A 25,296-nucleotide genomic window follows, 5' to 3' on the forward strand; every position below is an offset into this window, starting at 1 on the left:
ACCCCGTGTCAGACCCCGACATCGCGCCGGTCGAAAGCGAGCGCCGCCGTCAGCAGCAGCACCGCCGTCGCCCCCACCAGAACAAGGTAGTCCCCGACGGGAACGCCCTGGTAAATCGGCTTGCCGTCGAGATAGTAGTAGAACGGCGAAACCCACTTCAGCCACGATATGGCGGACACGCTCTGGCCGACCGTGACGACCGCGTAGCCCGTGACCACCCAGGTCGCGGTCACGGCCGAGGCGAGCCCTCTCCGCCCGGTGGCCGCGCCGATGGCCAGCGTCAGCGTGCCGAAGAAGAGAGCGAGCAGGAACACGCCGGTGTGCGCGGCCAGGATGCGCGCGGCCGACACCCCCATGCCGACACTCGTGGCGATCGCCAGGGCGACCCCGTAGGTCGCCGCCGCCGCGGCCAGCAGGCCGATCACGGCCGCCGTGAACCGCTGGAGCAGCACCCGGACGCGGTCGATCGGGAGGGTGACGGTCAGTTCCAGCAGGCCGGACTCCTCCGGCTGGGCGATCGCCCGGTTGCCGAGACCCCAGGCGCAGGCGATGAACAGCATCGGGACGAACAGCTGGTAAACCACCGACTGCAGGTAGCCGGCGCCGCTGGTGATGTCGGCGAGGCCGCCCATGAGGTCCCGGAGAGCGCCGGGGAACTTGGCGAGGGCGGCCGGGCCGTACACCTCGGGGCTCTTCTTGATGTTCCCGTAAATCCCCATATAGAGGGACAAGAAGGCGCTGATGCCGACAGTCCAGCCGATCAGCGTCCTGCGGTACTCACGCAGACTCTGCGTCATCAGCGCGGGCATGCCGCTCCTCTTCACCGCTGTAGTAGGTCAGGAAGATCTCTTCCAGGTCGGGTTCCGCGCTGACCAGGTGCACCACCGTGAACCGGGCGGCGGCCTTGATGAGCGCGTCGGGGCGGCCGTCGATCGTGCAGGTCACGCTCGCGCCGGCCACCCGCAGGTCGCGTACGCCGGGCAGCCCCTCGAACGCCTCCGCCGGCACCGGCGCGTCGAAGTGCAGCTCCACCCGGCGGACGGCCTTCTCGCGGAGCGCGGCCACCTCCTCGACCGCCACCAGCCGCCCCGACCTGACGATGCCCACCCGGTCCGAGACGTGCTCCACCTCGGCCAGCACGTGCGAGGACATCAGGACGGTACGGCCGTCGGCGCGCACCTCCCGCACCATCGCCAGGAACTCCTGCTGCACGAGCGGGTCCAGGCCGCTGGTCGGCTCGTCCAGGATCAGGAACTCGGGACGGTGCATGAACGCCTGGATCAGCCCGACCTTCTGCTTGTTGCCCTTGGAGAGCTTGCCCATCGGCACCGAGAGGTCCGCCTCCAGGCGTTCGGCCAGCTCGTCGATCCTGGCCTGGGCGACACCGCCGCGGGCGTCACCCAGGAAGCGCAGGTACTGTCCCGCGCGCTCGCGGCCCGCCAGCGCCAGCTCCCCCGGCAGGTAGCCGACCCTGGCCCGCACGGCCGCGTCCCCGGGGTCCGAACCGAGCACCGTCACCCGTCCCCGGGTGGGCCTGATGACGTCGAGGAGCAGTCGAATCGTCGTAGTCTTACCCGATCCGTTCGGGCCGAGGTAGCCGAACACCTCACCCGGCTGGATCGTGAGGTCCAGGTCTTCCAGACCTCGCCGCCGGCCGTAGAACTTGGTCAGTCCTTCGGCTTCCACCACCGCTGTCATGCCGTTCATCGTGGGCCGCCGGGGCTTCTCCCGGTAGGTCCCGAGTCCGACAGTTGGGTTCCGTTTGCTTTCGCACTTCCGGCAACATGCCTATGTTTGGAGATGGAGGATCAGTTGGATACCACTGCGTTCGTGCTGGGTGGGGGCGGGGTGCTCGGGGCTCACGAGGTGGGCATGCTGCGCGCCCTGGCGGAAGCCGGGATCACGCCGGACCTGGTGGTCGGCACCTCGGTCGGCGCGCTCAACGGCGTGCTGCTGGCCGCCTCCCCGTCCGACGCCGTCGACCGGCTCACCGAGCTGTGGGGATCCGACATCGTCCGTACGGCTTTCGCCGGCTCGTGGGTGACCCGGCTGTCCACGCTCGCCAAGACCGGCACCCACCTGCATTCGATCGAGGCGCTGCGAGGGCTGCTCGGGGCCGCCATCCCGGAGACGTTCGAGGAGCTGCGGGTTCCGTTCCAGTGCGTGGCCGCCTCCATCGAGGGCGCCTGCGCGCGCTGGTTCTCGGCCGGGCCGCTCGCCGACGCGGTGCTCGCGTCCTGCGCGGTGCCGGGGCTGCTGCCGCCCGTACGGATCGGCGACGAGCACTACCTGGACGGCGGGCTCGTGCACAGCATCCCCGTCGGCCGGGCCGTGCAACTCGGGGCGCGGCGTATCTTCGTGCTCCACGTGGGGCGTATCGAGCGGCCGCTGACTCCGCCCAGCAAGCCGTGGGAGGTCGGCCTGGTCGCCTTCGAGATCGCCCGCCGCCACCGTTTCAGCGAGGAGATGGCCTCGTTGCCCGCCGACGTCGAAGTACATGTCATGCCGGCGGGCTTCAACGGCAAACCCGGCCTGTCCGATCTCCGGTACCGGGACTCGTCCAAGATCGGCGACAACATCGCGCGGGCGTACTACGCGTCCTCCGCGTACCTGGCCGCCTCGACCACCCCCACGTCACCATGAACCCGCCGACCGCCACCCCAGCTCCAAGGACGCCGCTCTTGCCCACATCTTTCCCGGCCACGCCGCCCGCGACGGATCATCGTCCGGCCTCTCCGCCGGCGCGGGACCATCGCCTGACCGCGCCGCTCGCCCAGGATCGCCCTCCAGCCTCACCCCCCGCGCGGGACCATCGCCTGACCGCGCCGCTCGCGCAGGATCACCTCCTGGCCTCACCGCTCGCGCGGGAGGGCCAGCCGGTTTCGCCGCTTGTGCGGAACCGTTTCCCGGTGTCGTCGTTCGCCGGGTTCCCCCACGCTCGCCCCTCGGCCGTACCGCCCCCGGTGTGGCCGGAAGTTAGGAGCCGGTCATGGTGCCGCCTCGGATTATCCGGCGCCTGATCTTCGCGCCGCTGGTGATCGCGCTGACGCTGGCCGTCGTCGTGACCCTGCCGATCTGGCTGCTGGTGGCCTTCCTGGCCTCGCTCCGGCTGCCGCCCCCGCAACGGCGGGGCATGCGCCTGATGGCCTTCGCCGTCATCTGGCTGGCCCTGGAGTCGGCCGCCCTGATCGCCTGCCTCGGGCTCTGGATCGCGAGCGGCTTCGGCGGGCGCCTCCACGTCGAAGCCAGCCAGGAACGCCACTACACCCTGATCCGCTGGTTCCTGTCCCGGGTCTACGGCGCCGCCGTCCGCATCTTCCGGCTCTCGGTCGACATCGACGAACCCGAACTGACTCCCGAGGAGGCCTCCCGCCGCCTCACCCGCCCGGTGATCGTCCTGTCCCGCCACGCCGGCCCCGGCGACTCCTTCCTCCTCGTCTACCATCTCCTGGCCCGGTACGGCAGACGCCCCCGCATCGTCATGAAGGCCGCCCTGCAACTCGACCCGTCCCTGGACGTCGTCATCAACCGGCTCCCCAACGCCTTCGTCCCCCGTAAGGTCGCCGAAAGCGGCATCATCACCGAGATCCAGCGCCTGGCCTCCGGCATGAAGGACGTCGACGCCCTGGTCATCTTCCCCGAGGGCGGCAACTTCACCCCGACGCGCCGCCGCCGCGCCATCACGCGCCTGCGCGACAAGGGCCTGCGCGAGGAGGCCGCCCGCGCCGAATCCCTCGACCACCTGCTCCCGCCCCGCCCCAACGGCGCGATCGCCGCCATCGAGTCCTGCCCCACGGCCGACGTCATCTTCGTCGCCCACACCGGCCTCGACGACCTCATCACCATCGGCGACGTCTGGCGCAAACTCCCCTCCCGCGCCCAGATCCGCGCCAAATGGTGGCGCTACCCCGCCGACCAGGTCCCCCGCACCCGCGAATCCCAGATCACCTGGCTCTTCGACCAATGGACCCAGATCGACAACTGGATCACCGAAAACCGCCCCACCCGCCTGACCCCGGCGGAGTGACCGGGCCGGTACGGCCAGCTGCTAATTCGGGCGCGGTTAGCAGCCAATTAGCTGTTAGCCTCGGCGAAATTAGCAGCTGATCATGCAGCTCTTTGCGATGTTTACGCACGTCTTACCCCGCTTCTATTTCAATCGGCTTTGGCTGGATGGAAGGGGTGGACACGTGAGTGGTCCTGAGTTCGGGGCGCCGGAGGAATTAGGCAGGGAGCCGGTCCGGTGGTCCAGGAATCGCGTAGTGGTGGCCGGGATGGCGGCGGCGTTCGTGGTCGTCACCGGGGTGGGGGTGGCGGCGGCTGCCGCGTCGCCCTCGCCGACGGAGAGTGGGACGCCGACGCCGGGTGAGAGTGGGACGCCGTCGGCCGTACCGAGCCCTGAGGGGTCGGAGAAGCCGGACCGGGGGCTGAAGCGGGTCTTCCCGCTGCGAGGGATGTTCGGGGCGCTGCACGGGGAGTTCGTGGTGCCCAAGGAGGGCGGCGGGTACGAGACCGTCGCCACGCAGACCGGGAAGGTGACGGCGGTCGACCAGGGGTCGATCACGGTACGCAGCGAGGACGGGTTCTCACGGGCGTACACGGTCACCGACGAGACCCGGGTCAACGGGGGACGCGAGGGGATCGCGTCGGTGCAGGTCGACGACGAGGTCACCGTCATGGCGACCGTGGAGGCCGAGAAGGCCACGGCGACCATGGTGATCGATCTGACCCGGCCGGCGGGGAAGGGCTGGTTCCGGCATCCCGGCGGAGCGTTCAAGGGCGAACTCCGGGGCGACTTCGAGTGGGGCCCGGGACGCATGCCCGGAGAGGGCGGCTTCCACCGCCGCATCCCCATCAACCCCGACGACCTCAAACGCCTCCCACAGGACTCCGGCTCCCCCACGCCGGAATCCGCCACTCCGACGCCGACGATCTGACCGGTCTGGTCAGCTGTTGGCGAGGGTGGAGAGGCGGCGGAGGTATTCGGCTTCGTCGATCTCGCCGGCGGCGTACCTGCGGCGGAGGATCTCTCTCGGGTCCTCGGTGTGGGCGGGGAAGGCGTGGCGCGGATGGCGGGAGAGGACGACGACCATGACCACGCCGATGACGACGGCGAGCAGGAACAGGAGGGCGGCGGTCAGGAGCAGGGCGGTTGATGTCATCGTGCGCCTCCTGGATGGATCAGGGGAAGGTGCGCGGGCGGGCCGTTCTCGATGAGGGCGCGGAGTGCGCCGGTATCCACATGCTGTTCGATGAGGTCGCCCAGCGCGTCGAGCCGGGCGGTACGGAGAGCGGCGAAGGAGACGCCGGGGTCGGGCGTGAAGGGCCTTTCGGCCGTCGCGGCGACCTCGGCGAGGAACGCCTGCCGGAAGGCGTCGTTCTCCAGGGCGCCGTGCCAGGTGGTGCCCCACACCGACCCGGTACGGCAGCCGTCCAGGAAGGGCTGCGACGCGGCGGTGGCGTCCACGGTCACGACACCATGGTGGATCTCGTAGGCGGCTACACGGTGACCGTACGCCGTGCCGACGGGTCTGGCCAGCGTTTTTTCCGCCGCGAAGCGCACGGTGGCCGGGAGGAGCCCCAGGCCGTCGATCTCGCCCCGCCGGGATTCCACCGAATCGTGGATGGTCCGGGCGAGCATCTGGTAGCCGCCGCAGATGCCGAGCACCGGCCGTCCCGCGGCGGCTCTGGCCTGGACGGCCTGGGCGATACCCGTGGCCCGTACCCACTCGAGGTCGGACACCGTGGCGCGGGAGCCGGGCAGGATGACCAGGTCGGCGTCCTCCAGTTCGGCCGCCGACCGGACGAACCGCACGACCACGCCCGGTTCGCTCGCCAGGGCGTCGATGTCGGTGAAGTTGGAGATCCGGGGCAGGCGGACGACGGCGACGCGCAGGGAGTGCGGCCGGTAGGGCTGGGCGGGGCGGTTGTCGAGGGCCAGGGAGTCCTCGACGTCGAGCCAGAGGCCGTCCAGCCAGGGCAGCACGCCGTACGTCGGGCGGCCGGTCAGGCCGTCGAGCATGTCGAGGCCGGGGGCGAGGAGCTCGGGCGCGCCCCGGAACTTGTTGATCAGGAAGCCGGCGATGAGCGACTGGTCGGCGGCGTCGAGCAGGGCGACCGTGCCGTACAGGGAGGCGAACACGCCGCCGCGGTCGATGTCGCCGACGACCACGACCGGCAGCCGGGCGGCCTGGGCCAGGCCCATGTTGGCGATGTCGCCCGCGCGCAGGTTGATCTCCGCCGGGCTGCCCGCGCCTTCGCAGACGACCACGTCGTACTCGGCCCTGAGCCGGTTCAGCGACTCCACGGCGACGTCGCGCAGCCGGGCCTTGTACGCGCCGTACTCCATCGCGTCCACGTCCGCGATCGGGCGGCCCAGCACGACGACCTGGCTGCGGCGGTCGCTGCCCGGTTTGAGCAGGACCGGGTTCATGTCGGCGGTCGGCTCGATGCCGCAGGCAGCCGCCTGGGTCGCCTGCGCGCGGCCGATCTCCGCGCCGTCGGCGGTGACGAAGGAGTTGAGCGACATGTTCTGCGCCTTGAACGGCGCCACCCGCACACCCTGCCGCGCCAGCCACCGGCAGATGCCCGCGGTCACCACGCTCTTCCCGGCGTCGGAGGTCGTCCCGGCGACCAGCAGCGCCCCCTTCACCGCGCGCTCCTTCGCGTCAGTGCCACCCTGGCCAGTACGGCCAGCCCGGCGGCGGCCCAGGACACCGCCCTGGCGAGCCGTACCGACCGCCGGATGTCGGAGATCGCGGGACCGGGCCCCTCGCCGAGTTCGGGACGGTGCTCCAGACGGCCGCCGTAGTCGTTGACGCCCCCGAGCCGGACGCCGAGCGCACCGGCGAACGCGGCCTCGCAGCGGCCGGAGTTGGGGCTGGGGTGCCGGTGACCGTACCTGGCGGTCATGGCGATCGTCCGGCGCGGGGACCCGCCGACGACGGGGGCCAGCGCGGCCGTGAGCAGCGCGGTCAGGCGGGCGGGCAGATAGTTGGCGATGTCGTCCAGCCGGGCCGACGCCCAGCCGAAACGCTCGTAGCGCGGCGACCGGTGCCCGACCATGGCGTCCAGCGTGTTGATCGCCCGGTACGCGACGAGCCCCGGAACCCCCGCGACCGCCCCCCAGAAGAGCGGCGCCACGACCGCGTCGGAGGTGTTCTCGGCCACGGACTCGACGGTCGCCCGCGCGAGTTCCGGCGCGAGCAGCCGGGAAGGGTCACGCCCGCAGAGATGGGGTAATCGTTTCCTCGCGGCGGTGATGTCGTCTCGTTCGAGCGCGCCGGCCATGTGCGTCCCTTCCCTGGCCAGCGTGGTTCCGCCGAGGACCGCCCAGGTGGCGGCAGCCGTCACCGCCGCGCCAGCCATCGGCCGGTCCCGCCCCAGCCGGGCCGCGAGCACGCCGATCCCGGCCGTGACCCCGACGCAGACTCCGGTGAACAGCGCCCCGCGCAGCCGGGAGTCGCGATAGACGCGCTTCTCCAGGGCCGCCGCCCGGCTTCCGAACACCGCGACCGGATGCCCCTTGCGGGGATCGCCGGCCATGGCGTCCACGCCGACCCCGACTGCCATGCCCACCGCGACCGCCCCAGACCTGATCACCCGGGCATTCTCCCCCATCCCGGCGCAATCAGCCCAACGGGGTAGAGATCAGATCAAGTGGTCGTTCAGGGCGTCCTCGTGGGCGTCCAGCCACGCGCTGGCCCTCCGGATGCGCTGGCCCGCGCCGCCCGCCCAGAGCTGGGCCCAGGTCCCGCCGTGGGACTCGGCCTTCCCGCGCATCGCCTGGTACGAACGGTCGAAACGCAGCCGCGCGGTGGGGAGGAGACCACGGCGGTCGCGGGGCGTCAAGCCGTACGCGTCGGAGAACAGGCGCAGGCGCCTGCCGATGTCCAGGCCGCGCTGGCGAGGGTCCCGATCCAGCGGATCGGCGATGGGCGCCCAGTGGCGCAGCGTCGTGACCACGTCGAACAGCCGGGTCGTCGGACGCGCCAGATCAAAATCGATCAGCGCGTACGGGCGGCCGTCCCGGAAGATGACGTTCTCCGGGGTGACGTCGCAGTGGCCGATCAGTTCGGGCGCTTCGTCCGAGGCGGAACCGTATTCCCAGAGGGCACCCGCGGGCGGGACGAACGTGGCGGCCGCGTCGTGGTAGCGGCGCAGCAGGCGGGCCAGGCCGACCAGGGTCTCGTCGGTGACGGCGTAGCCGGGGAGCGGGCGCACGGCCGCCGTGCCGTCGATGTAGGTGAGGATCTCGCGGCCCGCGGCGTCGACGCCCAGCACGCGCGGAGCGCCGTCGAACCCGGCGGATTCCAGGTGGCGGAGAAGGGCGTGGACCGATGGCGTGGACGGTTTGCGCGGACGGCGTACCGTCCTGCCCACCCGGACGACCCCCTCGGTGACCTCGCCGCCGTGCAGGGGTATTTCAGACTCGGCCCGTCGCTTCGTCGAGACGACCATGCGACCTCAGCGTAGTGCCCTGCCCCTCCGCCTGAACGTGATTCGGGAAACCTCGGCGGACGGCGACGCCGAAACCCGGCACCGCCACCTCACCTCACACCGGACATCGCCGCCACCCTTCGCTCCGGGCTTCGCTCCGGGTGGGTGTGTTCGCGTTCCGGGGCGTGGTGCAAGCGGGCGCGTGGGTGGACGCCTTCCTGGGGACAGGATTCGCGGCGTCCGCGGGGGCGGTCAGCGTGGCGATGTCATAGACCGGGTTGGTGATGATCCTGATCATGGCCATACCGCTTTCACCCCTTCCGCCCCGCAGAGGGCTGCCGTGTTGATCATTACGTGACCTTTCCGGCCACGCGCGTACGATGTCTCGTGATGCGTCGACGGTCGCCGCGGTGGCCTGTTGACTCCTCGCCCCCGGCGTCGTGCTGCAACACCCGCCGGGGGCCTCGAACTACTGCTTCTGGAACTCCCGCCAGAGCTCCATCCCCTCGATCGTCTCCTCCCGGATCTCCCGCACCAGCGCCGAGACGTACTCCAGTTCGGTACGGCGAAGCGCGATCCGGTACTCCCCCTCGATCCAGAGCAACCGGGGCAGCTTGCGCTTGAACGCGTGCTCTCGCAACCCGTCGGCCGCCGCCAGTTCCTCCTCCAGCCGGGACACCCGCTCCTCAAGAAGCCGGACCGCCTCCTCGGGACGCAGGCACGGCAGCAACGACAACGCCGCCTCGAACTGCGTGAACTCCTTCCCGGGCACCGCGACCAGCTCACTCAGCCAGTCGAGCAACTCGACCGCACCGGACTCGGCGATCGCGTACACGGTCCGCTCCGGCCGGGTCCCATCCCGCTGAACCTCCTTGGCCACGATCAGCCCCCGCCGCTCCAGCGACTGCACGACCGAGTAGAGCGACCCGTAGTTCAGCTTGATGCTGTCCTCTTTGCGCCGTTCACGAAGGGTGGTCGCCATCTCGTACGGATGCATCGGCCGCTCGTACAACAGGGCGAGCACCGCCAGCGCGAGCGGATTGCTGCGTTGCCGTGACGACATGGACGACCTCCTTACTCGATTCCGAGTATTTTCGAGATACATCGCGAGTGTCAAGAGGCGGGCGCGGAATCCACCGATTCGTCAGGATGTGTACGTCATCGAGGAGATGTCGGTGTACACCCCCGGAAGACGGCATGATGTCAGTTGTCAGACAGATCGCCGGCAAGCCGACGGGCATCCCCCTGGAGCCACCATGTCGCAGTACCCGCAGGGCCCGCAGCAGTATGGGCCGCCCGGCTACTACTACCCCCCGCAAGGTCCCCCGCCCCGCAAGAGCAGCACTCCGCTGATCCTGCTGAGCATCGGCATCTTCATCGTGGTGGTGGCCGTAAGCGTCGGCGTCCTGGTGGCCATCAACCGCTCCACGGTGGCGACACCGGAGACATCCGCGACACCACGCGACAAGTCAGCTTCGGAAACCCGCGGCACCGACGAGAAGACCGCCGCACCCGAAGAGACCGAAACCCCCGCCGGCGGCACCCGGCGCCTCGGCCGGACCATCGAACTCCACGGCATCGTCGCCGAAACCGTCGTCCAGGTGACCGCCCGCCGCATCATCGTCGGCGCCCGCCCCGCGAACCAGTACATCGTGCCGAAGGCCGGCTCCCAGTACATCGCGGTCGAACTCGTCCTCAAGAACGTCGGCCAGAAACTCTACAACGACGCCCCCACCACAAGCGGCAAGCTCATTGATGTGGATGGTCAGCAGTACAACGCAGCCTTCGCCGAGGTGCTCGACGGTGTGGCACTCACCGGGCTAGTCACCGTCTCCGTCGGCGACACCCGCAAGGGCGTACTGGTCTACGAGGTTCCCAAGGGCACGAAACTGGCCAAGTTCCAGTTCGTCCTGGACAGCGGTTACGGCAAGGACCAGGGCGAATGGATGATCGACACCTGAGCCGTAGGAACGTTTGACCTCCGGTCGCCCACCTGCATCAGGTCGAACTGATCGCCTCCCTCCGGGACCTATTCACTCGCCATCGTGCGCCTGGGCCGGTGTGGAAACCCCGACAGTGCCTGCCTCCGCAGCATCCGCAGGACCCCGGTCGCGGCCAGCCGCGGACGCGCCCGCATCGCCATCACCGCTGACGTCTACGCCGACGTTCGGCTCCGCCTCCAGCGCGACGCCATCGAACCCATGCCAGAGGCTCTCGGTAACGGCACTGAACGTAGTCGCCAGAAAACGATCACAAGAGCTGTGGCCGCCAAGAACCGCTGGCTCCCATGCGAGGCGGTACAAGAGAATGCCGAATTTAGCTATCGAGAGGCGCTGGCCATGGATCGAGACCAGGATCAGAATGCAGGCAGATCAGCGGCCGATGTGCCCGGACTGCAAGCTCCAGCCCTTCCTCAAAGGACTTACCGAGCTCCCATATCCATCCCATTCCAGTTGCTACTATCCTGCCCTCCGATTCAAGAAATACACTGGAATAGCTGAGCCATTCCCCAATGGGAAAGTAGCTACCACCGAGAATGCCCTCGACCTCTTCAGCAAGCCCACGATGACCCGATCCCGCTGCTATCGGATCAAAACTTAAAGGCTCATCATTGCTAAAATTTGGCCCACTAGAATTAATCGGCTCAACCACCATCCCCCCCAAGGAAGACAGTACCTCTTCAGCAAGAGGACTGAGACGATAACCCTCTTCACACAGTTGCGCAATCCAAATATCGATCGCAACTTGCCGCCCTGGCAACCACCCTGATGCGCTAATTGCAGCCAGCACATCAGGGTGCATTGAATCGAATTTTATCATCGACGCCTTTCGTCACTAGTCGATGCCGAGGTTTTTCAACAGCCGGTGGCAGCGACCGCATGGCTTACCCGGCAGTCCATGGTCTCCCGCATTCGGCGACATTGCATTCCGTGATTGGAGCGTGCGCATGGTCCCGCCCCTGATCGCTCCGGGGCCTTCAGATTCTTGCGCCTGGATCAGGCAGTGTACCTCAGCACAGCCGCCATGATGACCTGCATCCTCGATTGCATCCGATAGCGGCCCATCGGACTGTTGCCCGTGGCGATTATGACCGTAGTATTTTCGCCCCGAAGGGGACGTGTATTCGGAAACGAACTTTACCCCTGGTTTATTTCGAGCGCCGTCAGCATAATCCAGTAGTGGATCGCAGCCGGGATTGGTGTTATGAACCAGAATTGCCTGGTTCCCAGCCAGCACATGGTAAGTGTGTGAGCCTTCCACAGTGAGGTTGTGAACCCGTTGCCTCGTCGTCCGCTTGCTGATTGCGGAAACCTGTACTTTGACACCCGCGGACGTCTCAAGCCAGGCGCCGGGCACTAGTTGGCCTGCGGGAAGCCACGTACGAAGGTCTGGGATCCAGAACGGGTGACCGTCGGTGGCCGTGATCACTCTGGTGGCGCCACCGCGGGCTCCGTCAATGTCCACGGTGATGTCAACCAGGTGCTTCACTCCGTCACCGATGATCAGCGTGGTCACGGTCTTGGCCGCAGTCTCGTTCGTGACCGGATCAGAGGCGAGGACCAGATCTCCGACTTCGACGTCCTTGATGGGCTTCCGGGTGCCATCGGCCATGAGGATGGAGGTGCCGGGGACAAAACTGTTCGACGGTTGACAGCTATTCATGCCGGGGGAATCAACTGGTAGTTCCGGAGCGAGGTCGTTCAGGTACTCATCAATGATCCGGTCCGTGTTGTCTTCGATGAAGTCCTCGATTTGATCGCGGACGCAATTGTTGATACTCCGGCAACCTGCCGACGTAGAGCCACTAGCGACAGTTCCGGTACTGGTGCTGCGAGGCTCGATGGTGACTTCGACGACTGGACCCTTGTAGTTCTGCCGAGGGTTGTTCTCCTTAGCCGCCTTGGCCGCCGCTTTCGCGGCCTTGGCGTCCTTTGTAGCCTTATCTGCCGCCTTTTTGGCCTTGTCGGCCGCTTCCTTGGCTTTTTTAGCTTTTATTTTTGCTGCCTTGGCCGCCTTAGCCTGGGCTGCTTTGGCTTTCGCCGCCTTAGCGGCCTTAGCGGCCTGGGCCGCGCGCTTCTGCGCTTCCTGGGCCTTCTTTCGAGCTTTCGCAGCTTCTTGTCGTGCTTTTTTGGCAGCCTTTTCTGCTTCTTTTTGCGCCTTCTTAGCTTGCTTCGCGGTCGCGGCCTTTTGCGCGTCCTTCCGTGCCTTCAGAGCCTTCTTCGCGGCAGCCAATGCCTTTTTCGCAGCCTGAGTGGCCTTGTAGACGGCATTGTGGACCTTGTACGCGAGGGTGCCCTTGGCGTGGCCCCCGGTCTTCGCGAGCCGATCGGCGGCGGCCTTCTGGGACGCCTTGTATTGCTCGTAGGTCTGATAGGGCATCCTCCCCGGCCCATACGGGTTCCAGCCGAAGCGACCCGCTCCGCGGGAGGAATACCCAAGCTGCCCCCCGGCTCCGGGTAGATCGTATCCGCCACCTGTGGGGTCGGGCGGGGGATAGATCGGATAGTTTCCACCGGGGTCGGTGTGATCCAGGGGCGAACCGTTCGCGTATCCGTACCGGTTCAGCTGAATCGATGGTGACGCAGCCAGAGTGACGGTGTCGCGGGAGTTGAAGGATCCCGTGCCCGGGACGTACCACCGGGCGTGCATGTTGACCTTGCCCGTGTCCGGGTCGGTCCACTCGCTCTGGTAGCCGAGGGACCGCTGGGGTCCTGTCTGAGCCGAGACCTCTCCGAAGGGACTGAAGGCGGAGGAGCCGAGCAAGGCGGTTCCGTCGAAAGTGCCGATCACATCCGTGTGCCAGTCGGTCAGCACGCCCAGCCCGGGGCCGCCATTTTCCTGAAGACCCAGGACGTTTCCAGCAGGGTCGCGGCCGTATTTCGCGATGACCGTTCCCGATCCGTTCTGGACGCTGGCGACGTCGTTCTCCAGACCGGAGTAGAAGAACTTGGTCTCCGCGCCTCCCTTGACTCGGGACACCAGGCGGCCGAGCGCGTCGTAGTCGTAGGTGGCATCACCATCGCTGACCATCCGGTCAAACGCGTCGAACACGTGCTGGCGAGTCGATCCCGCCCTTGTCTCGGTCTCCATCGTGCCGCGAGGGCTGAATGTGTAGGTGGCGTCATCGTCCGAGATCAGCCGGTTTCGTTCGTCGTAGGTGAAGGTCTTGGCGCCGGCCTGGATACGATTGCCGGAGGCGTCCCACACGTACGTGGTGGTGTTACCGCCAGGGTCCTGCCAGGACGTCAACCGTCCTGATCGGTCGTAGCCGTAGACGTTCGCACCGGAACCCACGAGACCCTCAGTGGTCTTAGCCGTGAGGTTGTCGTCGGCGTCCCAGCCGTAGGTAATCTTCGCGAGCTGGCTGCCTCCGCTGTTCTTCAGTGTGTGCGTGAGCAGCCGGTCCAAGTCGTCGTACGTGAAGGTCTGGCTGCCTACCGGATTGACGGAGTTGAGCGAGGTCAGGTTGTCGTTCTTGTCATAGCCGTAGGTGAAGGTCCGGCCGGACACCGGTTCCGCGGCCGTCGCCAAGCGGTTGTTGTTATCCCAAGTGAAGTTCGCCGTGCCCGAGGTGTCCACGCGTTGCAGCGGGTTACCGAGGCCGTCGTAGCTGAAGGAGGCCAGAGGGCTGCCAGATTTGGTCGCGGTGAGCAGCATGTCTCGGTCGTTGTACGTGAGCGCGTAGTCGCCGATAGAAGTTAGTCGCCCCGCCGGGTCGTATCCGTAGCTGCGGTCAGCGGTGACGGCCTCCGCCCCGGTGCCGCTCTCCTTGGTCAGACGCTCCAGGTGGTCGTACGTGCTGTCGATCCGAACCCCGCCCGGCTGAAGGTTGGCGATTTCGTTTCCGGCCGCGTCGTAGACATTGGTCCAGGTACGGTCGGCGGCGGCAGGATAGGCCGTGGTGGCGGGTTCGATCTGGGACTCAGCCAGACCGAGGCTGTTGTACGTGGTCAACATGCTATTGCCGCGCCCGTCGGTGCTGCGGGTTTGATTTCCCGCAGCGTCGTAGCCGAACGTCGTGGTGATCGAAGTGCTCGCGTCAACCGGTTCGATCAGCTTGGTGAGCATGCCGGACGCGTCGTACTCCCGCTGGACGAGGTGGCCTTCCGGGCTGGTGACGCTGACGGCATTGTCCGCGAGATCGTAGCCGATGGCGCTTGTCCGTAGCGTCGCCCCGCTGTCATCGAGGTCCTTCGATTCGATTCGGCGTCCGGCCAGGTCGTACATCAAGACGGTGGAGTTGCCGAGCGGGCTGGTGACCTTGACGGTCCGCCCGGCCAGGTCGTGGTCGAAGGTGACCGTGTTGGTCATCGGGTCGGTCTCCGCAGTTGTTTCGCCCGCCGCGTTGACCACGTAGCTGGTGATCCGGTTCCCTGGCTCGACTTGTTTGACGAGATTGTCGGCGTCGTCGTACTCGAAGGTGGTGAGGAAGGACGCGGTGCTGGGTTTACGCTCGATCACCGTTGAAGTGATCTGGCGACCGAGATCGTCATAGGTCGCCTGGACCCGGGCACCGGTCGGATCCACCCCGGCCAGTTGCTCGCCAGCCAAGTCGTATTCAGCTATCCATTTGCCACCGGTCTGCCCGGATGGGGCTGGGTCGGTGACTCTGACCAGGTTGTCGAGTTGGTCGTACTCAGCTGTAGTCACGTTGCCCAGAGGGCTGGTGTGCTGATTGACACGTCCGGCGGCGTCGTATCCGAACCGTTCCTGGGGAGTCAGGGTGCTGCCACTGGGCTGAACGTAGCTGGGATGGGTGATGCTGATGGTGCGCCCGGCCTTGTCGTAGCCGGTGACGACGGTCCGATCCTCAGCGTCTGTGCTGTGTGTCAGCTCACCGGCAGCGTTGTATCCATATTTATTGGTCGGACGGCCCGGGCCAGTGGTGCCATTTCTCTCAATCTGGACTTGCGGCAATTTCGTTTCAATCAAGCGGCCGACTAGGTCGTAACGATAGTTGGTGGTGTAGTCCGCAGAGTCGACACCAGGGGCATTGCCGCGCGGGTCGGTCACGGCGGTGACCAGACCGCGATCGTCCACGAGGTGGGTGGTGACCAGATCGTCCGCGCCGTTCTCGACTGTCTCTCGGACCAGGACGTCGTCGTCGTTGTAGGCGTACTCGACCGTCTCGGTACGGGTGTCGCCCGTCCTGGAGAGCGACTGGCGGAGGACATTGCCGTTGGCGTCATACACAAAGGTGGATTTGCGTGCCAGGCCGGTCGGATCGAGGGTTTCGGAGGTGAGCCGGTTCGCCGCGTCGCGGACAAAGTCCATCCGGGTCTTGCCGCCACCGGTGACCGCGGAGATCAGATTGCCGGCCGCGTCATAGGTTCGCGACTCCAGGACGACGTCCCTGGCCGTGTTCGAGCCATTGAGCTTCACGTCGTCGCCGATGACCTGGGATAACTTGTCATCCGTGAAGTAGGTGTAGCTGGTCTTGCGCCCCATCACGTCGACCTTGCCAGCCAGGCGTCCACCGGGATCGTAGGAGTAGGAGAGGAGGACCTTGTCGGTGGCTGGGGTCGGGGCGACCGGACTGCCCGTCCAGGCTTTGATGGTGGCCGTTGCCCGTTCCCCACGCGCCGTATACGTCTGTTCGTATCGTGTCCCCGACTCGTCGATCAGACTGGTCTGTGCCCCAGTCTGGTCCCAGCCGTAGGTGACCGTTCCACCCTCGGGTCCAAGGACCGTCTGCACCCGGCCGAAGTTGTCGTAGGTGTAGGTGACCTTCCGATCCGGATCGCCGCCGCTGAGGTCGGAGGCGGTTTCGGTCAGGGTATTGCCGTCCACGTCATAGGTGTAGGTGAAGCGGCTGGTGTGCGTCACACCGGTGACTTCGTTCTCGACCGCTGGAGTGGTGTGCGTCAGCACCCGGGACAGTCCGTCGTAAGTGACCGAACTAGTGATTCCGCTCGGTTGGGCATCAGAGATCTCGGTCTGTGAGGTGGCGCGGCCGATTGCGTCCCGCCCGTACTCAGTAATCAGGCCGGTTGCGGAGGTGGTACGGACGAGGTCACCCGTCGCCGAGTACTCATGGCTAATCGTCTTGTTGCGGGGATCGACGAAGGTCTCGATCAAGCCAGCCGGGACGGTTCCGCCGCCATCCGCGACTTCAGTGCCATCGGTGTAAGTCGTGATCCAGAAGCGGCCAGACGGGAAATCCGGTGTGCCGGGAGACGTGTGCTTGGACTCCTCGCCAAAGGCGGTGTACTCCCAGGTAGTTGCGTACGTGTTGTCCGTCGCTGAGGTGGATCGGGCGTCCCGGAACGAGATGGGCTGGTCGTTTCGGGGATCGAACTTGTTGGCAGCATTGAGGAAGTAGGAGCTGTAGGAGGTCTGGCAGTTCCCGGCGGTACGGCAGGTCTTCTCGGTCAGGACGTTGCCGCGCGCATCGTGCGTCAGCTCGGTGGTGTTGCCATTGCGGTCGATCGTCTTGGCCAGGTAACCGCCGGTGTCGTAGGTGTGGGAGGTGATCTTGTTCAGCTGGTCGGTCTCGCTGACCAGGCGGTAGCCGCGGCGAGCGTCGTGGACGTATTTGAGCGTTCCGCTTCTGGGGTCGGTCACCGTCACCGTGGACAAGCCGGTCACCTTGTCATAGATGGGCACACCGAGCGTCCAAGTGCCGCCCTCGTCATCGGTGTGAGTCTTGACGCGATCAGTGGCCGCGTCATAGATGTTCTCCGCCCAAACCCGGCCCGACGGCAGAGTGACCTTGGTCAGTTTGTTGGGGAGCGCCGCGCCGCCCGCGAAGTGCCGCTGGACCTCGGCGGCCGTGAGCGGGCGCTCATAAACTGCGACCTCGTCCAGAGTGCCCTTGAATGGGAAGGTGGCTGTGGTGGAGGTGGGTGCGGACGGCCAAAAGCTCGCCCAGGCGCCCATCACACCATTGCCCACCGACGCGAAGGATGGCCACTGATCGAACTGGGCACCAGGCTGGGTGCCCACAGGCTGGCCATCCAGGTAGAGGGTCTCGCTGGTGCCGTTCACGGTCAGCACCGCATGGTGCCACTGCCCGTTGTTGACGGCGGCGGCAGAGGTGATGGGCAGGATCGGCGAGGGTCCACCCGTTTCCGGCCTCTCCAGGTACTGGGCGCGTAGTTTGCCGTCGTTGCCGACGTAGATCACTGGCTGGCGAGGCACGTTCGAGGTGGCTGTGCTGGCCGCCGAAAGCAGCACACCATTCTGTGTGGTCTTGAACCAGACTTCGAACGAAAGGAACGTGGACAACCGAGCCAAGGTATTGGCGGGCAGCCGCACATGACCTGCGGTCATCGAGACGGCCGTGTCGAGGGTGCCGGCCAGCGCGCCGGCTTGAGCCAGGGTGGCGCTGGTATAGGTTGCCGGATTCCCCGCCCAACCGAGGTCGCCGGCCACGGTGCCGGAGGTCTCGTTCAATCGCCAGTAACTAACGGGGTCGGAGTCCAGCACGCGAGTCCGGTACTGCGAACCGGTGCCGTAGGCGTAGTTGACGCACTCGCTGGTAGGCGGGCAGACCCTGGTGAGATTGTCTCCCGTGTAGGTGTACGCCCAGGTGAGCGGTGCTCCGTTAACCGCGTCGGTGGAGATCGTCGCCACGCGGTTGCCGTTCCAGGTCAGCGTTAGCTTCCGTCCTCCGACGCCGGTCACGGTCGAAAGCTTGCCGTCGCCTCCATAGGTGAGGGTCTGGGTACGCCCGCGATTGTCGGTGATCCTCAGCAGGCGTCCCGACGAGTCGAAGTGATAAGAGGTGGCGTCCTTGTCCATCAGCCGCCAGCCGCCGCCGCTCACCGTGGCGAGCGTGGCGTACATTCCCGCCGGGGGCTCGTAGCTGCCGTCACCCTTCGCGCCGAACCTCAACTGCCGCCCGTCGGGGTAGGTCACCAGTAGCGTCGCACCGGAGTCCTCCACCGCGATCTTCATGTCCCAGCGTGCCGTCCAGCCCGACCCGAAAATGCCGTCGGTACGCGGGTCGAGGCTGTTGTACCACCGCGCCACCGACATGGTGGGACCCGCAGTCGCCACCGTCGCATCGGTGAACTGAGCCGTGTAGTTGCCGGCGAGTTGGTGGAACTCCTGACCGTTCACGCCAGGGGTGGCGAGTTGCGAGGTGATCTTCGTATCCCGCACGGCCGTGGTGAACGTGCGGACCGGGCTCACGAACGACTCGGTGGTAACCCGGTTGATCATGAACACCTGCCAGTAGTACTGCTTGTCCCACTGGAGACGCCCGGACGGAACTTTCCAAGAATTCGCGCTCTGCTGGCCCGACTCCCAGCAGTTGGTCGCCGAGGTGGGCGGCCCGTCACACACCAGGAACCAGTAGTCGACACCGCCGGATGGATTCGTCGCGAAAGCGATCATCAACGGCGTAAGCGTACCGACGGCAGCAAAATCGGCAGGTGCCCCGTCGACGAACGTAGGCGGGGCCAGCAACGACGCCTCAGCCGCCGCGGTGACCTGAGGAGCGGCCAGGTGCGGGAACTTCGCTTCCCACCAGTGGCGGGGCGGCTTAAGGGTCTTCTTGACGCGATCACGGATTCGGCTTACGGGGACCGGATCGATCCCTTTCATGCTGCCAGGAGAACGGTTCTCAAGGGGCAACGCGCCTTCAGGGCGCTTCTCTGTACGGACGACAACCGGTCCGGCCGGTCCAACCTGTGACGAGGTCACGGCGACATCCACCAAGTGCGGAAAACCCTCCGCCGTACCGGACGATTGGACTGGCAACACTAATCGGATAGGTGACGGCGCTGGATCCGCGGCCGCAGGATGGCTGACCACCTGGATAAGGCCGGGGAAAACGGCAACCAGGACCACCAGTACCGTTCGGGTCAACAGCCTGCGTACAGGCAGGACAGCAGGGTACCCGGGCATGCGTCACTCCAAATTGAACACATAGAAAGTGAACAGTTACCGTGGCTTGGCCGACCCAGCGTGCGGCTTGTTCCAAACCATGAAATGGCCCCATCGGTTCCGTGCCATGGGACGTCGGTCAGAAGTGATACGGGATGATCATCCCACTGATGTGCATATCAAGCCGGGCTGGAATATGCCCTTGCTGCGCGTGATGTATAGGCTACGCTGACAGTTCCATGTACCGATTTGCCACCCGATTAACCGCCTTGCGGTGCTATACCAGCAGTTAAGTTGATCTCTGACCGTCTGTCAACGATCTACAAGGACTTCCATGCAAGTCCGCCAGGCGGACGTCGATGGTCTAACGCGTCGTGCCGCCATCGCAGCGGATCGTGTTCCGTCCCGGACCTACCACGGCATTTGCCCGCGAACGTGTGACCCGCAAGCAATGGTGGGCCTTGGGCCACTTCGGCGGGTGCGGCGGGCCGTGGTAGACGTTCAGGAGTACTCAGATTCGATCGCCTGGGGACAGCCGCGCCTGCTCCGCCGGCGGTCCGGTTTCCGCGATATCGGCGTAGTGGCGCGCCATCACCGGCGTCTTCCAGCCCCCGACCCGCATCAACTCGAGCGGATCTCCGCCTTCTCGCAGATAGCCGCTCGCCATCGTGTGCCGGAACCGATGCGGGAACACGCCCGGAATGCCCGCCTCCTCACCGCGCCGATGCAGCATCTGCTGGATGCCGGTCGCGGTCAGCCGCCGATCTCCCCCGTGCGCGGTCACACCCCGCTCCGGCAGCCACAGCCACGGCGACGACGCGTGCTTCAGTCGCGTACGCGCCCGCAGATACCGGTCGACCGCCGCCGCCGACTTTCGCCCCAGCGGCGCCAGATAGACCTCCCCGTCCCCCAGGACGATCCGCAGCACATGCCGCCCCAGCCACACGTCGTTCGCCTCCGGATCGGACGCGCTGTACCGCAGCCCCGCCAGCGCCGACACCCGCATGCCGTTGTCCATCAGAATCCGCATGATCGCGGTATCCCGCCGGTCGATCCACGAATCCCCCGCGCACACCGCCAGCAGCCTGGCCAACTCCTGCTCGGTCAGCGGCCGTACCGGCTTCCTGTCCACTTTCGGCGCCTCGACCGCGGCTACCGGCGAATCCCCCGCCCGTTCCCCCTCCGCGACCAGCCACCCGAAGAACACCCGCAGGTTCCTGAAGTGCTTGTGCGCGTTCCCCGCCGACGACACCTCCGCCGTTCGGGCGAGAAACCCCCGGATCTCCTCGGCCCTGACCCCGTCCACCTCCGCCCGCATCCCCCCGTCGATCAGGAACGCCGAAAGCCCCCGTACGCTGTCCAGGTAGCTGCGGATCGTTCCCGGCGACTTGTGCCCTGCCCGCAACGACAGCTCCCACGAGGGAAGCAGATCGAGCAGCGTCGGGGACACGGTCACCTGTCTTCGGGGGCGGACCATCGCTCCTCCAAAAATCCGACGCTGTTCCGGCACAGCCCAGCTATGCTAGCTTCGCACAAGACCGCCAAATAAGCTGGTCAACGCAGCAGCGGAAGCGCCCATAGCTCAGCCGGATAGAGCATCGGACTTCTAATCCGACGGTCGGGGGTTCGAATCCCTCTGGGCGCGCACGCACTACCACGCCGGTCTCCCTTCTCACCTGGGGTTACGCTCGCTCTCTCCCGGCTGGGAGGGTGCCATTGGGGGCACCCGAGCGCCAGCGGTGGCGGAATATACGCGGAATGATCCGCCGCGAGGCGGGTGTGAGGGCCAACGCTGACCCTTTCCGCCTTGGACAGACGCTTGTCGGCCACAGCGAGGCAGCCGACTGACTGCCGCTACGGCTACCGCCCCAACACCGCCGACCGTGGCGCGCGGCGGCTGAACGCGACCGGGATTCCCGCGCGACTGCCGGCGCGGCGGGGATCAGCAGGGGAGCTGGGCATATACAACTTCTATACCGAATGGCCGATAATCGGCTGCGTGGAGTTTCGGCTGCTCGGACCCATCGAAGTGATCGCCGAAAGCGGGCCGGTCCCGCTGGGCGGGACCAAACCCCGGACGTTGCTCGCGGCGCTGCTGCTGGAGAACGGCCACGTCGTGCCGACCGCCCGGCTCATCGACGTGATCTGGCCCGACGACCCGCCCGACACCGCCAAGGCGGCCATCCAGACCTACGTCAAAACCCTCAGACAGGCCCTCGCCCGGCACGGCGCCGCCGACGTCATCCTCACCCGCGCCCCCGGCTACCTGGCCCAGGTCCCGGAGGACGCCCTCGACGCGGCCCGCTGCCACGACCTGGTCACCCGCGCCCGCGCGGCGGCCACCCCGCAGGAGGCCGCCGACCTGCTCGACGCCGCCCTCGCGCTGTGGCGGGGGCCGGCCCTGGCGGGACTGGAGGCCACCCGGCTCGCGGGGGAGGCCATCCGGTTGGAGGAGCTGCGGCTGACCGCCACCGAGGAGCGGATGGCCGCCGGGCTCGCCCTCGGCCACCACGGCCGCCTGGCCTCCGAGCTGGCCGCCCTCGTCGGCCGCCACCCCGCCAACGAACGCCTGCGCGGCCAGTACATGACCGCCCTCTACCGCCTCGGCCGCCAGTCGGACGCCCTGGCCACCTTCCGCGAGGGCCGCCAGGTGCTCGTGGACGAACTCGGCCTCGACCCCGGACCCGAGCTCGCCGCGCTCTACCACGCGATCCTGCGCGGCGACCCGCTGCTCCAAGGCCCGCCGTCCGACCACGGGCCCAGAATGACCGCGCCCGCGCAGCTCCCGCCGCCGCCCGCCGACTTCACCGGGCGGCTCGCCGAGACCACCGCGCTCACCGGGGCGCTGGTGACCGGCACCGTGCAGGTGGTCGCCGGGCGCGGCGGCAGCGGCAAGTCGGCGCTGGCCGCCCACGTCGCCCACCGGATCGCGGCGGCGTTCCCCGACGGCCAGCTCCACGCCGAGCTGCGCGGGATGAGCGAGACGCCCGCCGACCCCGGCGAGGTGCTCGGGCTGTTCCTCAAGGCTCTGGGCGCCGACCCGGTCCCCGCGGACCCGACCGAACGGGCCGAGCTCTACCGGCGGCTGCTCACCGGGCGCCGGGTGCTGGTGCTGCTCGACGACGCCGCCGACGAACGGCAGGTCCGGCCGCTGCTGCCGGGCGGCGACTGCGGAGTGCTGATCACCTCGCGGAACCGGCTCGGCGGGCTCAGCGGCGTGAGCCGTACCGACCTGGACGTCCTGGACGCCGACGAGGCGCTGGAGCTGCTCGAACGCATCGTCGGGGCCGAGCGCGTCACGGCCGAGGAGCCGGTGGCGCGCGAGATCGCCGAACTGTGCGGGCGGCTCCCGCTGGCGCTGCGCATCGCCGGGGCCCGGCTGGCCACCCGGCAGCGCTGGCCGCTGCGGCTGCTCGCGGGCCGCCTCGCCGACGAACGCCGTCGCCTTGACGAGCTGGCCATCGCCGACCTGGAGGTCCGCGCCGGGTTCGAGCTGAGCTACCGCGCCCTGGACCCGGGCGCGCGGCGCGCCCTGCGCCGCCTCGGTCACCTGGGCGCGACCGAGTTCGCGGCCTGGATCGTCGCGTGGCTGACCGGCGAGCCCGCCGCCGAGGCCGAGGACACCGTCGAACGGCTCGTCGACGCCCAGCTCGTCGACTTCGCCCGGGTCGACGACCTTGGCACCCCGCGCTACCGCGTGCACGACCTGGTCCGTATCTACGGCCGCGAACGCGCCGAGGCCGAGGAGCCCGCGGAGGACCTCGCGGCGGCCGTCGGCCGGGTGCTCGGCGGCTGGCTGGCGCTCGCCGACCAGGTGACCGCCGACGCCCCGTCCGACGAGATCGGCCCGGCTCCCGTGACGACGGGCGCGGAGATCTCGCCCGGCCTGGCCGCGCAGGTGCTCGCCGCACCCCACGACTGGTTCGACTTCGAGCAGCCCGCCCTCGTCGTCGGCCTCGAACGTGCGGCGGCGCTCGGCCTGCACGAACTCGTCTGCCGATTCGCCTCCGCGCGCCTGGGCCCGTCGTTCCTGGGCGTCAACCGCTTCGCTTCCCGCGAGCGCATCACCCAGGCCGCCTTGGCCGCCGCCCGGCGCGCGGGCGACCCCCACGGCGTGGCGACCATGCTGGCCGAGCTCGGCCGCCTCCGGTATGACCAGGACCGCTTCGCCGAGGGCCGGCAGGTGCTCGACGAGGCGCTCAGCGCCTTCCGCGACCTCGGCGACACCCGCGGGCAGGCGGTCGCGCTGGCCGCGCTCGGCGTGATCTGCCGTGAGACCGGCCGCCTCGCCGAGGCGCTGCACTTCCTCGACGGCGCGACCGCCCTGCTGGGCGACGACCCCGCCGTCCACTATCCGCAACGAGTGGCCGCCTCGGTCCGGCTGGAGCGCGGCGACTTCCCCGAGGCGTGGGCCGGGCTGGAGAGCTGCCTGCGCGGCTACCGCGCCGCCGGCAGCCGCCGGGGCGAGGGCCTGACCTTACGCACGATGAGCCTCTACCACCGCGCCACGGGCGCATATGACCAGGCCATCGAGGCGGCCGAGGCCGCGCGTGACATCTTCACGCGGCTCGGCGACCCGCTCATGGAGGCGTACTCGATCCGGGCCCGCGCCAAGGCCGAGATCCGGCTCGGCCGGATCGACGTCGCGCTGCCCGCCCTGGAGGAAGGGCTGTCGCTCTGCCAGGCCATGGGCGACCGGTGGGGGCTCGGCGTCACCCTGCGCACCCTCGGCGAACTGCACCTCGCGAGCGGCCAGCTCGACGACGCCGACGCCTGCCTGACCGCCTCGCTCCAGCTCTGGGACGAGCTCGACGTGCTGCTGTGGCGGGCCCGCACCGAACGCGACCTCGCCCGGCTCCACGAGGCCAGGGGCGACCACGAGGCCGCCGAACTCGCCCTCGACCGGGCGCTGAAGATCTTCCGCGACCAGGGAGCCCGCGAGTACGGCGAGCTGAAGAGGGGCTGAAAGAAGCGCTGAAACGGGCCCTCCGCGGAGTTTCACCGATCTTTCAGAGCGCCCGCAGAACCTTTCAGGTGTCAGCAGAAAACACCTGGAAGGACAGCAGAAATGCTCTCTCGCCTTATCTCCGGTTCCCTCGGCGTCCTCTTCGCGACCACGGTGGGCCTCGTCGGCCTGACGACCGTGGCCACGCCCGCCTCGGCCGACTCCGCACCCGGCGGCGAGATCACCCGGTCGGAGGTGCTCTCCCGGGCCCAGAACTGGGTCACCCGCCAGGTCAAGTACAACCTGACCCGCGCCTCCGGCACCCTCTACACCGACGTCGAGGGCGACAACCGGTACGGCCCCGACTGCTCCGGCCTGGTCTCCATGGCCTGGCACATCACAGCCAACTCCGGCAAGGGCGGCAACAGCACCGACGACTTCGAGGTCTGGAGCCAGACCGAGTTCCTGCCGAGCCTGCACGACCTCAAGCCCGGCGACGCCATCCTCAAGAACGGCCACATCGAGCTGTTCGCCCGCTGGAAGAACCCCGCCAACCACACGCAGGGCGCCTGGACCTACTCGCTCAACGGCACCGGCAACCCCGACTCCAACGGCTGGCAGGAGGATTGGGCCAAGGGCCCCATCGCCAACTGGCGCGGCCAGGTGGGCGACGAGAGCTGGTCGAGCATGCAGAACTACCGGCCCATCAGGTACAAGAAGATCGTCGACGATCCGGTCGAGGCCCCCCGCCCGCTGGTCGACTCCCAGGGCACCCGGCTCACCGACTTCGACGGGGACGGCAAACCCGACATCCTCGGGCTGGGCGCGAGCGGCGACGACCTGTGGCTGATCCCGAACACCAGCTCCTCGGGCAGCCCGTCACGCGGCCAGAGCATCCCGCTCTCCGCCGGCTGGCGGACCATCACGAAGTACTGGCTGGCCGACTACGACGGCGACGGCAGGACCGACATCCTCGGCACGCAGAACCCCGACAAGCTCTTCGTCTGGCGCAACATCAGCACTCCCGGCAACCCCTCGATCGCGCCCCTGGTCAGCCTGGGCACCGCGTGGAACACCCT

The 25,296-nt window shown here is 67.7% G+C and carries 16 protein-coding genes and 1 tRNA gene; 7 read left to right on the top strand and 10 right to left on the bottom strand.

The annotated features are described in order from the left end of the window. Nucleotides 1–8: 8 nt before the first annotated feature. Both Aph01nite_RS31155 and Aph01nite_RS31160 read right to left on the bottom strand, forming a co-directional pair. Nucleotides 9–809, bottom strand: a complete 801-nt coding sequence (locus tag Aph01nite_RS31155) for an ABC transporter permease subunit (RefSeq protein WP_204044610.1) — start codon at nt 807–809, stop codon at nt 9–11. Then, nucleotides 778–1,698 (bottom strand): ABC transporter ATP-binding protein, encoded by a 921-nt coding sequence (locus Aph01nite_RS31160; RefSeq protein WP_204044611.1) that lies wholly within the window; start codon nt 1,696–1,698, stop codon nt 778–780. Before Aph01nite_RS31160 ends, Aph01nite_RS31155 begins: the two co-directional genes overlap by 32 nt. A 114-nt stretch (nt 1,699–1,812) precedes the next feature. On the opposite strand from Aph01nite_RS31160, the gene Aph01nite_RS31165 reads away from it, so the two are divergent. From Aph01nite_RS31165 to Aph01nite_RS31175, 3 genes are all read left to right on the top strand, one after another. Beyond that, complete coding sequence (locus Aph01nite_RS31165; protein ID WP_239162117.1) at nt 1,813–2,643, top strand: patatin-like phospholipase family protein; 831 nt, start codon at nt 1,813–1,815, stop codon at nt 2,641–2,643. Between the two features lie 346 nt (nt 2,644–2,989). Continuing rightward, nucleotides 2,990–4,027 carry a 1-acyl-sn-glycerol-3-phosphate acyltransferase gene (locus tag Aph01nite_RS31170; RefSeq protein ID WP_204044613.1) on the top strand — a complete coding sequence of 346 codons (1,038 nt, stop codon included), beginning with the start codon at nt 2,990–2,992 and terminating at the stop codon, nt 4,025–4,027. A gap of 163 nt (nt 4,028–4,190) precedes the next feature. Next, a complete protein-coding gene (locus Aph01nite_RS31175) occupies nt 4,191–4,937 on the top strand; it encodes a hypothetical protein (protein WP_204044614.1) in 747 nt (248 codons plus the stop codon). A gap of 9 nt (nt 4,938–4,946) precedes the next feature. Here the strand turns inward: Aph01nite_RS31175 and Aph01nite_RS31180 are convergent, their stop codons facing one another. The 5 genes from Aph01nite_RS31180 to Aph01nite_RS31200 form a co-directional block, all read right to left on the bottom strand. Then, entirely contained in the window at nt 4,947–5,162 is a 216-nt protein-coding gene (locus Aph01nite_RS31180; RefSeq protein WP_204044615.1) for an SHOCT domain-containing protein, read from the bottom strand. Continuing rightward, complete coding sequence (locus tag Aph01nite_RS31185; RefSeq protein ID WP_204044616.1) at nt 5,159–6,652, bottom strand: cobyric acid synthase; 1,494 nt, start codon at nt 6,650–6,652, stop codon at nt 5,159–5,161. Before Aph01nite_RS31185 ends, Aph01nite_RS31180 begins: the two co-directional genes overlap by 4 nt. Beyond that, complete coding sequence (locus tag Aph01nite_RS31190; RefSeq protein ID WP_204044617.1) at nt 6,649–7,620, bottom strand: cobalamin biosynthesis protein; 972 nt, start codon at nt 7,618–7,620, stop codon at nt 6,649–6,651. The genes Aph01nite_RS31185 and Aph01nite_RS31190 overlap by 4 nt, the downstream gene beginning before the upstream one ends. A gap of 30 nt (nt 7,621–7,650) precedes the next feature. After that, a complete protein-coding gene (locus Aph01nite_RS31195) occupies nt 7,651–8,460 on the bottom strand; it encodes a phosphotransferase enzyme family protein (RefSeq protein WP_204044618.1) in 810 nt (269 codons plus the stop codon). Nucleotides 8,461–8,908: 448 nt separating this feature from the next. Further along, a complete protein-coding gene (locus tag Aph01nite_RS31200) occupies nt 8,909–9,502 on the bottom strand; it encodes a PadR family transcriptional regulator (protein ID WP_204044619.1) in 594 nt (197 codons plus the stop codon). Nucleotides 9,503–9,695: 193 nt separating this feature from the next. On the opposite strand from Aph01nite_RS31200, the gene Aph01nite_RS31205 reads away from it, so the two are divergent. After that, nucleotides 9,696–10,400, top strand: a complete 705-nt coding sequence (locus Aph01nite_RS31205; RefSeq protein ID WP_204044620.1) for a DUF4352 domain-containing protein — start codon at nt 9,696–9,698, stop codon at nt 10,398–10,400. A 355-nt stretch (nt 10,401–10,755) separates the two neighbouring features. Here Aph01nite_RS31205 and Aph01nite_RS31210 read toward each other — a convergent pair whose 3' ends face one another. The 3 genes from Aph01nite_RS31210 to Aph01nite_RS31220 form a co-directional block, all read right to left on the bottom strand. Further along, the gene (locus Aph01nite_RS31210; protein WP_204044621.1) at nt 10,756–11,241 is read right to left on the bottom strand and encodes an SUKH-3 domain-containing protein; all 486 of its coding nucleotides are present in this window, start codon (nt 11,239–11,241) and stop codon (nt 10,756–10,758) included. A gap of 33 nt (nt 11,242–11,274) precedes the next feature. Next, nucleotides 11,275–18,990 (bottom strand): LamG-like jellyroll fold domain-containing protein, encoded by a 7,716-nt coding sequence (locus tag Aph01nite_RS31215; RefSeq protein WP_204044622.1) that lies wholly within the window; start codon nt 18,988–18,990, stop codon nt 11,275–11,277. Between the two features lie 793 nt (nt 18,991–19,783). Then, nucleotides 19,784–20,749 carry a tyrosine-type recombinase/integrase gene (locus Aph01nite_RS31220; protein ID WP_204044623.1) on the bottom strand — a complete coding sequence of 322 codons (966 nt, stop codon included), beginning with the start codon at nt 20,747–20,749 and terminating at the stop codon, nt 19,784–19,786. A 94-nt stretch (nt 20,750–20,843) separates the two neighbouring features. Between Aph01nite_RS31220 and Aph01nite_RS31225 the strand changes: the two genes are divergently transcribed. From Aph01nite_RS31225 to Aph01nite_RS31235, 3 genes are all read left to right on the top strand, one after another. Next, a tRNA-Arg gene (locus Aph01nite_RS31225) sits at nt 20,844–20,917 on the top strand. 354 nt (nt 20,918–21,271) lie between these two features. Continuing rightward, nucleotides 21,272–24,238, top strand: a complete 2,967-nt coding sequence (locus tag Aph01nite_RS31230) for an AfsR/SARP family transcriptional regulator (protein WP_204044624.1) — start codon at nt 21,272–21,274, stop codon at nt 24,236–24,238. Between the two features lie 102 nt (nt 24,239–24,340). Beyond that, nucleotides 24,341–25,296: FG-GAP repeat domain-containing protein (locus Aph01nite_RS31235; RefSeq protein ID WP_204044625.1), on the top strand; the 956-nt coding region annotated here is incomplete at its 3' end.

The sequence above is a fragment of the Acrocarpospora phusangensis genome (assembly GCF_016862995.1).
Lineage (GTDB): Bacteria > Actinomycetota > Actinomycetes > Streptosporangiales > Streptosporangiaceae > Acrocarpospora > Acrocarpospora phusangensis.

Excerpts from the sequence above, each read along its gene's own strand:
- Aph01nite_RS31155 (WP_204044610.1), bottom strand. The coding sequence starts at position 809 with ATGCCCGCGCTGATGACGCAGAGTCTGCGTGAGTACCGCAGGACGCTG.
- Aph01nite_RS31160 (WP_204044611.1), bottom strand. The coding sequence starts at position 1,698 with ATGACAGCGGTGGTGGAAGCCGAAGGACTGACCAAGTTCTACGGCCGG.
- Aph01nite_RS31170 (WP_204044613.1), top strand. The coding sequence starts at position 2,990 with ATGGTGCCGCCTCGGATTATCCGGCGCCTGATCTTCGCGCCGCTGGTG.
- Aph01nite_RS31180 (WP_204044615.1), bottom strand. The coding sequence starts at position 5,162 with ATGACATCAACCGCCCTGCTCCTGACCGCCGCCCTCCTGTTCCTGCTC.
- Aph01nite_RS31190 (WP_204044617.1), bottom strand. The coding sequence starts at position 7,620 with ATGGGGGAGAATGCCCGGGTGATCAGGTCTGGGGCGGTCGCGGTGGGC.
- Aph01nite_RS31195 (WP_204044618.1), bottom strand. The coding sequence starts at position 8,460 with ATGGTCGTCTCGACGAAGCGACGGGCCGAGTCTGAAATACCCCTGCAC.
- Aph01nite_RS31200 (WP_204044619.1), bottom strand. The coding sequence starts at position 9,502 with ATGTCGTCACGGCAACGCAGCAATCCGCTCGCGCTGGCGGTGCTCGCC.
- Aph01nite_RS31205 (WP_204044620.1), top strand. The coding sequence starts at position 9,696 with ATGTCGCAGTACCCGCAGGGCCCGCAGCAGTATGGGCCGCCCGGCTAC.
- Aph01nite_RS31210 (WP_204044621.1), bottom strand. The coding sequence starts at position 11,241 with ATGCACCCTGATGTGCTGGCTGCAATTAGCGCATCAGGGTGGTTGCCA.
- Aph01nite_RS31215 (WP_204044622.1), bottom strand. The coding sequence starts at position 18,990 with ATGAAAGGGATCGATCCGGTCCCCGTAAGCCGAATCCGTGATCGCGTC.
- Aph01nite_RS31220 (WP_204044623.1), bottom strand. The coding sequence starts at position 20,749 with ATGGTCCGCCCCCGAAGACAGGTGACCGTGTCCCCGACGCTGCTCGAT.